The organism is Stenotrophomonas sp. WZN-1 (assembly GCF_002192255.1).
GTDB lineage: Bacteria > Pseudomonadota > Gammaproteobacteria > Xanthomonadales > Xanthomonadaceae > Stenotrophomonas.
Map to the genome: position 1 here is coordinate 4,119,614 of NZ_CP021768.1, position 13,669 is coordinate 4,133,282.

At 66.9% G+C, this 13,669-nt stretch carries 11 protein-coding genes and 1 pseudogene; 6 read left to right on the forward strand and 6 right to left on the reverse strand.

Features of this window, described 5'->3' with window-relative positions:
• Together CCR98_RS19260 and CCR98_RS19265 are read right to left on the reverse strand one after the other, a co-directional pair.
• Window positions 1–1,500 (reverse strand): oligopeptide:H+ symporter, encoded by a 1,500-nt coding sequence (locus CCR98_RS19260; protein WP_087923848.1) that lies wholly within the window; start codon window positions 1,498–1,500, stop codon window positions 1–3.
• A 181-nt stretch (window positions 1,501–1,681) separates the two neighbouring features.
• Window positions 1,682–2,557 (reverse strand): tryptophan 2,3-dioxygenase family protein, encoded by an 876-nt coding sequence (locus CCR98_RS19265; RefSeq protein WP_087923849.1) that lies wholly within the window; start codon window positions 2,555–2,557, stop codon window positions 1,682–1,684.
• Window positions 2,558–2,892: 335 nt separating this feature from the next.
• On the opposite strand from CCR98_RS19265, the gene pdhA reads away from it, so the two are divergent.
• The 4 genes from pdhA to CCR98_RS19285 are packed head-to-tail and all read left to right on the forward strand — an operon-like array spanning window position 2,893 to window position 6,775.
• Window positions 2,893–3,975 (forward strand): pyruvate dehydrogenase (acetyl-transferring) E1 component subunit alpha, encoded by a 1,083-nt coding sequence (pdhA, locus tag CCR98_RS19270; RefSeq protein ID WP_087923850.1) that lies wholly within the window; start codon window positions 2,893–2,895, stop codon window positions 3,973–3,975.
• Window positions 3,968–5,035, forward strand: coding sequence for an alpha-ketoacid dehydrogenase subunit beta (locus CCR98_RS19275; protein ID WP_198361036.1), 1,068 nt, complete (start codon window positions 3,968–3,970; stop codon window positions 5,033–5,035). Before pdhA ends, CCR98_RS19275 begins: the two co-directional genes overlap by 8 nt.
• Window position 5,036: 1 nt before the next feature.
• Window positions 5,037–5,390 carry an SH3 domain-containing protein gene (locus CCR98_RS19280; protein WP_005411349.1) on the forward strand — a complete coding sequence of 118 codons (354 nt, stop codon included), beginning with the start codon at window positions 5,037–5,039 and terminating at the stop codon, window positions 5,388–5,390.
• On the forward strand, window positions 5,387–6,775 hold the full coding sequence (locus CCR98_RS19285) for a dihydrolipoamide acetyltransferase family protein (protein WP_087923851.1): 1,389 nt from the start codon (window positions 5,387–5,389) through the stop codon (window positions 6,773–6,775). The genes CCR98_RS19280 and CCR98_RS19285 overlap by 4 nt, the downstream gene beginning before the upstream one ends.
• Window positions 6,776–6,884: 109 nt before the next feature.
• On the opposite strand, the gene CCR98_RS19290 is transcribed toward CCR98_RS19285, so the two are convergent.
• The 3 genes from CCR98_RS19290 to CCR98_RS19300 all read right to left on the reverse strand — a co-directional run bounded on the left by CCR98_RS19290 (window position 6,885) and on the right by CCR98_RS19300 (window position 8,939).
• Window positions 6,885–7,271, reverse strand: coding sequence for a VOC family protein (locus tag CCR98_RS19290; RefSeq protein WP_087923852.1), 387 nt, complete (start codon window positions 7,269–7,271; stop codon window positions 6,885–6,887).
• Window positions 7,272–7,596: 325 nt separating this feature from the next.
• Window positions 7,597–8,304, reverse strand: coding sequence for a YafY family protein (locus CCR98_RS19295; protein WP_087923853.1), 708 nt, complete (start codon window positions 8,302–8,304; stop codon window positions 7,597–7,599).
• Window positions 8,304–8,939 (reverse strand): NAD-dependent dehydratase, encoded by a 636-nt coding sequence (locus CCR98_RS19300; RefSeq protein ID WP_198361037.1) that lies wholly within the window; start codon window positions 8,937–8,939, stop codon window positions 8,304–8,306. The genes CCR98_RS19295 and CCR98_RS19300 overlap by 1 nt, the downstream gene beginning before the upstream one ends.
• A gap of 105 nt (window positions 8,940–9,044) precedes the next feature.
• Between CCR98_RS19300 and CCR98_RS19305 the strand changes: the two genes are divergently transcribed.
• Window positions 9,045–10,583: a GGDEF domain-containing protein gene (locus CCR98_RS19305; protein WP_087923855.1), complete on the forward strand. Its 1,539-nt coding sequence runs from the start codon at window positions 9,045–9,047 to the stop codon at window positions 10,581–10,583.
• Window positions 10,584–10,686: 103 nt separating this feature from the next.
• On the opposite strand, the gene CCR98_RS19310 is transcribed toward CCR98_RS19305, so the two are convergent.
• A complete protein-coding gene (locus CCR98_RS19310; protein WP_087923856.1) occupies window positions 10,687–11,613 on the reverse strand; it encodes a DUF808 domain-containing protein in 927 nt (308 codons plus the stop codon).
• 201 nt (window positions 11,614–11,814) lie between these two features.
• Here CCR98_RS19310 and CCR98_RS19315 point away from each other — a divergent pair.
• Window positions 11,815–13,470 (forward strand): annotated as a pseudogene (locus tag CCR98_RS19315) (AarF/UbiB family protein); the annotation flags it as partial.
• Window positions 13,471–13,669: the final 199 nt, after the last annotated feature.

Consider the following 13,669-nt stretch of genomic DNA (forward strand, 5'->3'; position numbering starts at 1 on the left):
TCATTTGACGCCGTGCATCAGCTTGTTGATCAGCGGGGCGACCAGGAACAGCACCACGCCGGAGCCGATCAGGGCCCAGAACCCGAAGGTATACCCCTTCAGGGCCGACTCGACCGTCATGCCGCCTTCACCACTGACCACGCCAGCGAAGATGCCCGACAGGTTGTTGCCGATGCCGGTGGACAGGAACCAGCCCCCCATGCCGAAGCCGACCAGGCGCACCGGGGCCAGCTTGGTCACCATCGACAGGCCGATCGGCGACAGGCACAGCTCACCCACGGACTGGATGACGTAGACCATGAACAGGGTCCAGAACGGGATCTTGCCGTCCACGACCATCTGCGACAGGGCGAACATCAGCAGCGCGAAGGCGGCGCCGTTGAACAGCAGGCCCAGGCCGAACTTGCGCGGGATGGACGGATTGGCGCGGCCCATGGCCACCCAAATCCAGGCGATGATCGGCGCCAGGGTGATGATGGCCACCGAGTTGACCGACTGGAACCACGCGGTCGGGAAGGTCCAGTCACCGAACTGGCGGTTGACGATGTTCTCGGCCAGGAAGGTGAACGAGCTGCCAGCCTGTTCGAAGAACATCCAGAACATCACGTTGAAGGCGAAGATGATCAGCATGGCGATCACGCGGTCGCGCTGCACCTTGCCCTCGCGGACGCCCTCGACCAGCAGCAGGATGGCCAGGGCGGTGAACATCGCACCCAGGATCCATGCCAGCGCGGTGGCGCCGGTGGCCAGCAGGAAGTACGCAACCGGAATGGCGACCACGGCCCCGGCCAGCACCATGATGATGCGGCCGAAGCCTTCAGCGCCGGCCGGCGGTGCACCGATGCCCTTCAGGCCGGCACGACCGATGTAGAACCACACCAGCGAGATCAGCATGCCCACGCCCGAAGCGATGAACACGACCTTGTAGGACGGCATCGCATCGGTACCGAACACCTTGCGGGCCAGGTACTCGGTCAGCACCGGGGCGATCATCGCGCCGATGTTGATGCCCATGTAGAAGATGGTGAAGCCCGAGTCGCGGCGCTCATCCTTCAGCCCGTACAGCTTGCCGACCATGGTCGAGATGTTGGGCTTGAACAGGCCGTTGCCGACGATGATCGTGGCCAGGCCGAGCTTGAAGATGTGCTCCTGCGGCAGCGAGATCATGAACAGGCCGGCGGCCATGATGATCGCGCCGGTCAGGATCGAGCGCTGGTAGCCCAGTACCCGGTCGGCCACGTAGCCACCAAAGATCGCCGCGGCATACACCAGGGCCAGGTAGGCGCCGTAGATGCGGCTGGCGTCGCCTTCACCGGCAGCGCTGCCGTTGTAGAACTGGGCGACGATGTACAGCACCAAGGCCCAGCGGATGCCGTAGAACGCAAAGCGCTCCCAGAACTCGGTCATGAACAGCATCCACAACGGGCGCGGGTGGCCCAGCGTGGTCTTGAAGTCCGGCAGCGCCGGCTCTGGGGTGTTCGCAGTGGCGTTTACGCTCATGCGGATTTCCTGGTTCGGTGGATGACGAGCACGTCCGCTGTGCAGTTGGAGCAACGCGCGAGGATCACCGACTTCTGGCGTTCACGTCAAATACACGCCGTTTGAGGCAGGTCACGGCCTGCTCGCTGAACTTGCATCTGAAACGATCCAGCCAATCGCCGGGGCCCAAGCTGAATGGGGGTCAGCCCCGTTCCGCCGGGGGCGCCGCCTGCAGGCTGGTGCGCACCTGGAACAGTTCGGGGAAGAAGGTCAGCTCCAGCGCCTTGGCCAGGAAGCCCACCCCGGACGAGCCGCCGGTGCCGCGCTTGAAGCCGATCACGCGCATCACCGTGCGCATGTGTCGGAATCGCCACAGCTGGAAGGCGGTCTCCAGGTCCACCAGGTCCTCGCACAGCGCGTACTCGCGCCAGTAGCGGTCGGTGTCCTGGTAGATGCGCTCGAAGACCGGCTGCAGTGCGTCGTCGGCCACATGCGGCTGGGTCCAGTCGTGGGATTCATACACCGCCGGCACGGCATGGCCGAAGCGGGCCAGGTACTTCAGGAATTCCTCGTACAGGCTGGGCGCCTCCAGCACGATGCGCAGCTGCGCCTGCCCGGCCGGGTCGTGCTCGAACACCTGCAGCATCTGCGCGTTCTTGTTGCCCAGCAGGAACTCGATGTAGCGGTACTGCAGCGACTGGAAGCCCGAAGACGGGCCCAGCACGTCGCGGAACCCCATGTATTCAGACGGGGTCAGCGTTTCCAGCACCGACCACTGCTCGGTGAGCTGGCGCAACACCTGCTTGCTGCGCGCCAGCACCTTGCGGCACTGCCAGACCTCATCGCGCTGCAGGAAGCCGATCGCCGCGCGCAGTTCGTGGCCAAGCAGCTTCAGCCACAGCTCCGAAGTCTGGTGCTGGATGATGAAGAGCATCTCGTCGTGGTGCGGCGGGCTGGACAGCGGCTGCTGCGCGCTGAGCAGCTGGTCCAGCCGCAGGTAGCCGCCGTAGGTCAGGCGTCCCTGCAGGTCGGTGTGGATGCCGGCTTCGAGATCGCGTTGGTTGTTGTCGACGGACATGGGCGGGACCAGATCGGGGGCGGCAAGGGTAGCGCGTTGCCGCCGCGCTGGCAGCCGCCGGGTCCATACCGGGGCGTGCGGTTGGTCGTGGAGCATCTGCCGGTGCCGGGCCTGCGCGTGGAACCGTCCAGGCCGTTGTGCCGGGGGTCAGCCAGAGGCGTATTCTGATGCTTTGCAGCAACGACTGAATACGTTGTTGTTATTGGCCCCCCACCCGCCGGCAGGGGTAAAACGGGGAATCCCCGTGTTGCGGCGCAGGAAGGCTATTCCGTACGCGTTCCTTAACATGGCGATTCATATCATTTGTAACTTCTCTGTCGAAGGTGCAGTACGCAATGACGGTTGCCGCTGAATTCAAGATCGAATACCTGCAGTACCTGGACGCGGACGGCAAGCTCGTCCGCGATGACCTGCCCGCGTCGCTGCGCGACCCCAAGGTCCTGGTACCGCTGTTCAAGCAGATGCTGTTCGTACGTACGTTCGACAGCAAATCCATTGCGCTGCAGCGCACCGGCAAGCTCGGCACCTATGCCGCCTGCCTGGGCCATGAGGCTGCGCACGTGGGTATCGGCGCTGCGATGAAGAAGGACGACGTGTTCGCGCCTTCGTACCGCGAGTATGGCGCGATGTTCATGCGTGGCGTGCGCCCGCACGACGTGCTGATGTACTGGGGCGGCGACGAGCGCGGCAACGATTACGGCGGCAACGCGGCCAAGGACTTCCCGTTCTGCGTGCCGATCTCCACCCAGTGCCTGCATGCCGCAGGCGCCGCGCTGAAGTTCAAGCTCAACAAGGAACCGCAGATCGCCGTGGCGGTGTGCGGCGACGGCGGCAGCTCCAAGACCGACTTCTACGCGGCACTGAATTCGGCCGGCGCCTACAAGCTTCCGCTGATCCTGTGCATCGTCAACAACGGCTGGGCCATCTCGGTCCCGCGTTCGGCCCAGACCGGTGCCGAGACGCTGGCGCAGAAGGGCCTGGCCGGCGGCCTGCACTGCCTGCAGGTGGACGGCAACGACCTGATCGCGGTGCTGGCCGCCATGGAACAGGCGCGCGAACGTGCGCTGGCCGGCGACGGCGGCACCGTGCTGGAACTGATGACCTACCGCCTGTCCGACCACACCACCGCCGATGACGCGCGCCGCTACCGCGACGACGCCGAAGTGAAGGATGCCTGGCAGCGCGAGCCGATGCTGCGCCTGCGCAAGTACCTGATCAACGCCGGTGTGTGGAGCGAAGAAGAGGAAACCGCCTGGGTCGCCGAGTGCGGCACGCGCGTGGACGAGGAAGTGAACCTGTACCTCAACACGCCGGTGCAGCCGGTCGAGGCGATGTTCGACTTCCTGTATGCCGATCCGCCGCCGGACCTGCTGGCCCAGCGTGCCCAGGCGATCGCCCTGGAGAAGCGCCATGGATGAGATCAAGAACGGCGCGCCCGGCGCGCACACCAACGCCGCCGACAGCGCTGCTGTCGCGCGCGGAGAAGACAGCATGACCACCACCCCCATCACCCTGATCGAAGCCATCACCCAGGCACTGGCCTGGGAGCTGGAGCACGACCCGTCGGTGCTGGTGCTGGGCGAGGACGTGGGCGTCAACGGCGGCGTGTTCCGCGCCACCGCCGGCCTGCAGCAGCGCTTCGGCTCCGAGCGCATCCTAGACACCCCGCTGGATGAAACCACCATCGCCGGCCTGACCATCGGCCTGGCCGCACAGGGCATGAAGCCGGTGGCCGAAGCCCAGTTCGACGGTTTCATGTACCCGATGGTCGACCATATCGTCTGCCACGCCGCCCGCCTGCGTTACCGCACCCGTGGCCGCCTGCACTGCCCGATGGTGCTGCGCGTGCCGTGGGGCGGTGGCATCCGCGCGCCGGAACACCATAGCGAAGCCAACGAGGCGATCTTCACCAACGTGCCGGGCCTGCGCGTGGTGCTGCCGTCGTCGCCGCAGCGTGCCTACGGCCTGCTGCTGGCCGCGATCCGAGAGCCGGATCCGGTGATCTACATGGAACCCAAGCGCATCTACCGCCAGTACAAGGAAGTGGTCGTCAACGACGGCGAAGCCTTGCCGCTGGACGTCTGCTTCGTGCTGCGCGACGGCACCGACGTGACCCTGGTGACCTGGGGCGCGCAGGTGAAGGAAGCGCTGGAAGCGGCCGACAAGCTGGCCGGTGAAGGCATCAGTGCCGAAGTCATCGACGTGGCCACGCTGCGTCCGTTGGACTTCGCCACCATCGCCGAATCGGTGGCCAAGACCGGCCGTTGCGTGATCGTGCAGGAGGCCCCGAAGACCGCGGGCTTCGGCGCCGAGATCGCCGCGCGCCTGGCCGAGGAATCGATCTACGACCTGCTGGCCCCGGTCGAGCGCGTCACTGGTTACGACACCCACATTCCGCTGTTCCGCCTGGAAATGAAGTACCTGCCGAGCGTTGAGCGGATCGTGGCTGCGGCCAAGCGCGCGGTGGCGGCCGGCTGACATGCGGGCCCGCCTTCTGGGGGCTTACCGCAGCCAGTATCCCAACCCGCTCCGGTTCCACACCGGCCAGATCGTCGAAGTAGGTGTCCGTGACGAGGAATGGCCGGCGTTTGCCTGGGTACGCACCAACGATGGGCGCGCTGGATGGGCGCCCATCGCCTGGTTGCAGCTGCTGGACGAGGGTCGCGCCGAAGCGCTGTGCGACTACGACGCCCGCGAGCTGGATGTGGAAAGCGGCGAGATGGTGAAGCTTCATCACGAACACGGCGGGTGGTGGTGGTCCGAGCGCGCCAATGGCGCGACGGGTTGGCTGCCGGCCCGCGAACTGGAACTGCTGGAAGAGAACTGCAAATGAGCCAGACCAAGAACTTCAACCTGCCCGACCTGGGCGAAGGCCTGCCGGACGCGACCATCGTCGAGTGGTTCGTCAAGGAAGGCGATGTGATCAAGCTGGACGAGCCGCTGGTCTCGATGGAGACCGCCAAGGCCGTCGTCGAAGTGCCCTCGCCGTTCTCCGGCAAGGTGCTGAAGCTGTCCGGCGCTGCCGGCGACATCATCCCGACAGGTTCGGTGCTGGCCAGCTTCGAGCTGGACCCGAACCTGCCGCAACGCGCCGATGGCCAGGACACCGGCCACAGCCATGGTCACGCAGCGCCTGCCGCTGCACCGACGCCGCCGCCGCTTCCCGCTGCTGCCGCACCGGTGGCCGCAGAAGAAGCCAAGCCCGCCGCTGCCGAGCGTGATGACGCCGGTACCGTGGTCGGTGCGATGCAGAGCTCCAATGCCGTGCACGCCGAACAGGCGCTGGCCGTCGGTGGCGTCAAGGCCGTGCCGGCCGTGCGTGCGATGGCGCGCAAGCTGGGCGTAGACCTGAGCCGCGTGGCCGCTACCGGTACCGATGGCGCGGTCACCATGGCCGACGTCAAGCAGGCCGCCGCCAACGGCACCGCCAAGCTCGGCGCCGCGCCGGCACCGGTTGCCGCGGCTGCCTATGCCGCGCCGGCCCCGGCGCAGGTGTCGGCCCCGGTGCAGAGCGAAGCGCGCACCCCGCTGTCTGCTGCCGGCAAGCCGATGCGTACCCAGCCGCCAGGCGTGGTCGCCAAGGGCCAGCCGGAACCGCTGAAGGGCGTTCGCCGCAACATGGCGCGCGTGATGGCCGATGCGCACAGCAAGGTCGTGCCGACCACGCTGAACGACGATGCCGACATCCACGCCTGGCTGCCGGGCAACGACGTCACCGCGCGCCTGGTGCGTTCGATCGTGGTCGCCGCGCAGAAGGTGCCGGCGATGAACGCCTGGTTCGACGGTGAAGCGCTGACCCGCACCCTGCACGCGCAGGTGGATATCGGCATTGCCGTTGACACCGACGACGGCCTGTTCGTGCCGGCACTGCGCAATGCCGACATGCTCGACGCACGCGGCATCCGCGAAGGCGTCAACCGCCTGCGCGAGCAGGTGGAAGCGCGTTCGATCGCGGCCTCGGAACTGAGCGGCTACACCATCTCGCTGTCCAACTTCGGCATGTTCGCCGGCCGCTACGCGACCCCGGTCGTGGTGCCGCCGTGCGTGGCCATCGTCGGTGCCGGCCGTGCCCGCCACCAGATGACCCCGGTGATGGGCGGCGTGGAAGCACACAAGGTGATCCCGCTGTCGGTCACCTTCGACCACCGCGCGGCCACCGGTGGCGAAGCGGCCCGCTTCCTGCGCGCGATGATGGACGACCTGGCGCTGGCCAGCTGATCAGGTGGGTGCCAACCTTGGTTGGCACATGAATGGGAAAAACGCCGGGCAGTGCCCGGCGTTTCTTTTCCGCACCCACGCATGGCGTGGATCTACACAATGCGGGCGATCAATCGCGCGCGACCATGCCTTCGGCGCGGCTGTACACACGCAGGCGGTGGCCATCCGGATCGGCACCGACGAAGGTGTGGCCGAATTCCAATGTCACCGGTGCCTGCAGAATCCGCACGCCGAGCCCGCGCCACGCATCGTGCATCCGCTGCACGGCCTCCGGGTTGGCGACCACCATCGCCAGTTCGGCAGCACCGGCCTGTGCGGACACCGGCGGCTGCACGTCGTCGCGTTGCCACAGCCCCAGCGCAGCGCCATCGCCGAGCAGGAACAAGGCAAAGCCGGGCGACTGCTCGACCGGTGGCTTGCCGAGAATGCCGCTGTAGAAAGTGGCGCTGGTGGCGACGTCGCGTACATACTGCAGCAGGGTGCTGGGCGTGAACATGGGGAACCTCCGTTGTTGGGAGGCTTCATGGTGGTACCGGCCTGCTGACAGATTCTGTCAGTAGCGTCGAGCATGATCGACTGCTGTTGCCCTTGCCCTGGTAGATGTCGAGCTTGCTCGACTGCTGTTGCCCTTGCCCTGGTAGATGTCGAGCTTGCTCGACTGCTGTTGCCGTTGCTCTGGTAGATGTCGAGCTTGCTCGACTGCTGTTCGCGAAGATCAAAGGCGTTCGAGCAAGTTCGACCCCTACCAGGAGCAAAGTGCGAAGGCCGACCTCCCCCAGAAGCAGGAAGCGAAGCACAGAAGCAGTCGAGCAAGCTCGACGCTACGAACAGTCCAGCCAGTCCGGTGCGATGCCCTGCGCCTTCTGCCAACGCCGCAGCAGGGTGGCGCGCGGTACGAGATAGTGATCTTCCAGTGCACGCACCTGGCGGATGCGGTCCAGCCGGAAATGGCGGAAGTCCTCGCGGCCTTCGCACCACGCCGCCAGCATCGGAACTTCATCGAAATAGCCCAGCGCGAACGGCCAGACGATGCGCTCGGTACGTTGGCCCTGCGCATCCTGGTAGCCGAACTGCAGTCGTTGTTGTGTGCTCACCGCTTCGCGCACGGCCTGCAGGCGCGCAGCGGGTACCTTGGCTGCCGCACGCGAGGGCCCCACGCGCAGGCCACTGTCACGCAGTGCCTCGCGCCGCGCGGCAGGCAATACATGCGCGATGCGGGCCAGGGCATCGCGTGCGGCCTCGGCCAGCGCGGGTTCGGTGCGGGCCGCAACCCAGCGCAGGCCCAGCACCAATGCATCGATCTCCGCGGGTGGCAGGGTCATCGGCGGCAGGGTATCGCTCGGTGCCAGCTGGTAGCCGACGCCAGCCTCACCACGCAGGTCGGCGCCCTGCTCGCGCAGGGTCTCGATATCGCGGTACAGCGTGCGCAGGCTGATGCCCAGCGCTTCGGCCAGCACCTGCCCGGCTACCGGCCGCCGATGGCGGCGCAGCAGCTGTTGAAGCTGGGTCAGGCGCAGCGCACGCGACATCAGGCGGCCAGTGCCCTGGATGCCACCACGTGCTCACCCGGTTGCGGGGCCAGCGCGGCCTCGACCAGTGCGTTGGCAATCTCGCTGGCCGGATTGATCCGCCACGCGCGTGGCAACACCGGCCCCAGCGCGCCAAGTACTGCCAGGGCCAGGCGCTCGCCACGTCGCACCTCGTTGCGCTCGCCGCCGATCAGCCCCGGGCGAACCAGGGTCAAGGAGGCGAAGCCCAGCCCACGCAGGTCGTGCTCAAGCTCGCCCTTCACCCGGCTGTAGAAGATCGACGATTGCGGGTTGGCACCGGCTGCGGAATTCAGCACGTAGGTCTGCGCACCCCACGCCTGCGCCAGCCGGGCGAATGCCAGCGGGTAGTCGTGGTCGATACGGTGGAAGGCCTCGCGGCTGCTGGCCTGTGCAATGGTGCTGCCGAGCGCGCAGATGACCGCGTCCACACTCGCCCACTCGGGCGAGGCAGGCAACGCATCGAAGGCCAGCACCGGGTTCTCAAGCATCCCCTGGGTCACGCCCAGCGGGCGGCGGGTGGGAGCGACCACGGCGCTGCAGCGCGGGTCATCCAGCAGCCTGCGCAGGGTCAGCCCGCCAACCAGCCCGGTCGCCCCCAGCAACATCACGCGCATCACCACCTCCACTGCGGCATCCTGTCGCCCATCCTAGCCGTTCAAGCCGTCGGCGGCCGCGCCGATATGCTGGAACCAGTCCCTGCCAGCCCCAGGATTTGCTCCATGACGGACCAGCCCGACCACCGCCCTGCCCCCGGTACCGCCCTTGGGCCGCCGGCACGCGTGCGCGCGGTGGTGGATGACGGGCAGGGCGACCGCGTGGTGCTGCAGGGTGGCGGTGGCGTGGCCCTGCAGCAGCTGTTCGCCGGGGCCGACGCGCCGGAGCCGCTGCTGGCCGCGTTCGCCAACGGCATGGCCACCCTGCCCGGCGAACTGGGCGACATGGGCGACCGCCTGCAGTCGGCACAGGCCAGCGCTGACTGGCCGCGCTACGGGCGCGCGATGCGGCAGCTGATCGACAAGTACATCCGCACCATCGAGCAGCATTCGCCGGACGGGCAACCCGAAAGCCTGCGCCTGTCCGAACAGCTGCGGTTGCTGCTGGGTGGCGCAGTGGTGGCCCTGCTGCAGCACGACCCGGACCTGCGCGAGCAGGCGCAGACGCTTGCCATGCAGCTGCGCCAGTGGCAACCGGGCACCGCACTGGAGCCGATCGAACAGGGCGTGCGCGAACTCGGCCACCAGGTCGGCGTGCGCGCCGAGAGCTGGCAGGAGCAGCAGGCGCTGCTGCTGGAGCTGTTCGCACTGCTGCTGGAGAACGTCAGCGAGCTGCTGGACGACCGCAGCTGGCTACAGGGCCAGATTGCCGCAGTGCGCCACCTGCTGGACGGACCGCTGGAAGCCGAAGCGGTGGAACGTACCCGTGCCGAGCTGCGCGAAGTGATCTACAAGCAGGGCCTGCTGCGCCAGGGCATCGACGATTCGAAGGCAGCGATGCGCGGGTTGATGGGCGAGTTCATCGAGCGCATGGATGGCATGGCCACCAGCACCGGCGAATATCACGACCGCATCGGCAGCTACGCACTGCAGCTGCGCGAGGCACGCAGCATCGCCGACCTCAACCAGCTGCTGCAGGACGTGATGCGCGACACCGGCAAGGTGCAGCAGCAGGCCGCGCAGGCGCGCGATCACCTGGCCAACGCACGGCAGGAAGTGGAACGCGCCGAGCAACGCATTACCGAGCTGGAGCAGGAACTGCGCGCGGCCGGTGACCTGGCACGCATCGACCCGCTGACCCAGGCGCTGAACCGCCGTGGCCTGGACGAACTCCTGCAACGCGAGCTGGCCCGCGCCGCGCGCAACAACTCGCCACTGGGCGTGGCGGTGATCGACCTGGATGATTTCCACCAGACCAACGATGCGCATGGCCACGCTGGCGGTGATGCACTGCTGCAGCACCTGGTAGCTGTATGCAAGCTGCTGCTGCGCGCCACCGATGGCATCGCGCGGCTGGGTGGCGACGAGTTCGTGCTGGTGCTGCCGGAGACCCAGGGCGCCGACAGCATGGCCACCGTGCAGCGCCTGCAGCGTTCACTGGCGCACCGCGTGCTGACCGTGCAGGACCAGCGCGTGCCGGTGCATTTCAGTGCCGGGCTGGCGCAATGGCAGCCCGGCGACGATACCGAGACCCTGCTGCGCCGCGCGGACGACGCGCTGTATGCGGCCAAGCGGCAAGGCAAGAACCGGGTACAGGCGGGCTGATCGTCCGCCCCACCGCAATCCGCTTTGGTAGGTGCCAACCTTGGTTGGCACACGCGGAAACAAAGCGCCGACCAAGGTCGGCCTCTACCGGAGAATCCGCCGCCTACTTCCCGCGCAGCTTCTGGAACCCGGTCACCGCCGCCAGCACGATGGCACCGGCGATGATGCCGACCACCATGTTGGCCGCAGCACCGATCAGCCAACCCCACTGCCCCTCGCCGCCCAGCGCCTGCACCGCGTGGTGCAGCGCCGGCACGTTGTGCACCAGGATGCCGCCGCCGACCAGGAACATGGCGATGGTGCCGGCCACCGACAGGAACTTCATCAGCCACGGCGCCGACGCCACCAGGCCGCGACCGAAGGCGGCAATGGCGCCGCCCTTGCGCGACAGATACAGGCCAACGTCATCGAGCTTGACGATGCCTGCCACCAGTCCGTAGACGAACACGGTCATGGCCAGCGCAACCACGCTCAGGGTGAGGATCTGGTTGGTGAACGGCGCGGTGGCGACCACGCCCAGGGTCAGCACGATGATCTCGGCCGAAAGGATGAAGTCGGTGCGGATCGCGCCCTTCACCTTGTCCTTCTCCCACGCAACCATGTCCACCTCGGCATCGGCCAGCGCCTTGCGGCGCTCGGCCTGGCGTTCGGCATCGTCGTCGCTCGAATGCAGGAAGCGATGCGCCAGCTTCTCCACGCCCTCGAAGCAGAGGAAGGCGCCACCGATCATCATCAGCGGCACGATCAGCGGCACGTTCCAGCCACGGCTGTGCAGCCAGGCTTCCAGCGCACTGATCGCCAGCGCCGCCGGCACCAGGATCACCTTGTTCACCAGCGAGCCCTTGGCCACCGCCCACACCACCGGCAGTTCGCGGTTGGCGTTGACCCCGGTCACCTGCTGCGCGTTCAGCGCCAGGTCGTCGCCCAGCACGCCGGCGGTTTTCTTCGCCGCGACCTTGGTCAGCACCGAGACATCGTCGAGCAGGGAGGCGATATCGTCGAGCAGGGCGAACAGGCTGGCACCGGCCATGGGGCATCCAAGAAAGGGAATGAGCGGATTCTGACCGATCCGGCATGGACTGCGGAAGATATCGGGTTCACCACGTGACGACCCCGCCCCGGCCAGACTGGGGCGTGATCCCGTTCCGCCGGGCATGGCCCGCCGCTACCGGCCGTCGTCTGCAAGGAGTTCCGCTTGAGCAATCCGCCCACCGCCAATGGCAACCCTCCGCTGGTCAAAGGAATGAACCGGCGCAGCCAGATCCTGCGCCTGCTGATGCGCTACCGCCATTCGGGCGTGTTCTCGGGCATGAACCTGGACGCCGCCAGCAACCAGGCCGACGTGCCCGCCGATGGCAACCCGGAACAGTTCGTCAGCGACCTGGAAGCGCTGGGGCCGACGTTCGTCAAGCTGGGCCAGATGCTGTCCACCCGCCCGGACATGGTGCCGGTGGAATTCGCCACCGCGCTGGAGCGCATGCAGGAAAAGGTGGCCGAGATCCCGGTCGAGCGCATTCACGCCATCGTCGAGCAGGAACTGGGCGCGCCGGTGAACAAGCTGTTCGCCGCGTTCGATCCCGAGCCGCTGGGCTGTGCCTCGATCGCGCAGGTGCATCGCGCGGTGCTGCACGATGGCCGCCAGGTGGCGGTAAAGGTGCAGAAGCCCGAGGTGGCCGCACAGCTTCGTTCAGACCTGGAGGCGCTGCGCAGCTTCGCACTGGCCGCCGACCACCTGACCCAGGTCGGCCGACGCGTGCGCCTGCGCGACTGGCTCAACGAGTTCGCCAAGACCCTGATGCAGGAGCTGGACTATCACGCCGAGGCCGAGAACCTGGCCCGTTTCGGCCGGCACCTGAAGCCTTTCCGCCGCCTATGGATACCGCAGCCGCTGTGGGATTACAGCAGCCAACGCGTGCTGACCATGGAACTGGCCACCGGCGTGCGCGTGGATGCGATTCCCGATGTGCGCCGCACCGAACAATCGATGGACCCGCTGGCGGCGGCGCTGATCCGCGGCTACCTGGACCAGATCTTCGTGCATGGCGAGATCCATGCCGACCCGCACCCGGGCAACCTGCGGGTGATGCCCGACGGACGGCTGGCGATCTTCGACCTGGGCATGGTCGCGCACATGCCGCCACGCCTGCGCGAGCGGCTGCTGAAGATCCTGTTCGCTGCCGTCGATGGCCGCGGCGAAGAGGTGGCCGACGACCTGATCAGCATCAGCACGCGGCTGGAGGCATTCGATGAAGAGCGCTACCTGCGCGAGACCGGCCAGCTGATTGCGCGCTATGCCGCCAGCGGCAGTTTCTCCGAAGGCCGCGTGGTGCTGGACATGGTGCGCATCGCCACCGCCTGCGGCTTGCGCACCCCGCCGGAGCTGAGCCTGCTGGGCAAGGCCCTGCTCAACCTGGAAACCGTATGCCGGCTGCTGGCGCCCGAACTGGACACCCGCCGCATCGTCGAGCGCCAGCTGCAGCACGTGATGCGCGCACGCCTGAAGAAATCGCTGTCGGCCGCCAACATCGCCAGCGAGGCGATGGAGCTGCAGCAGCTGCTGCGCGATGGACCACGCAAGCTGTCGGACATCATGGCGCTGCTGGCCGAGAACCGCCTGCAGATGAAGGTCACCGGCCTGGAAGAATCGCGGCTGATGGAGAACCTGCAGAAGATCGCCAACCGCGTGGCGGCCGGCATCATCAGTGCGGCATTGATCATGGCCGCCGCGATGATGATGAAGATCGACACCGGCTGGCACCTGTTCGGCTACCCGCTCATCGCCCTGATCCTGTTGTTCATCGGCGTGGTGCTCGGCCTGGGCATTGTGACCAGCGCATTGCTGTTCGACCGTCGTGCGCGGGCACGCGAAGAACGCGGGCACCGTTAGTACATCGACGAAAACATCCGTATTCATGCGGTTTTTAATGCAATCCAACGAAGCCTTTCACGCTCGTTTTACCTTCTGAGCGCGATTGCGCGCGCGTCATTTCAACAAACATTTCAGTCAGGTTCGTGCATGCACTATCGGGTCATCGGCCTGTCATGTGCATGTGCTTGTGGCAGCGCCGGTCGGATGGACACGCGTC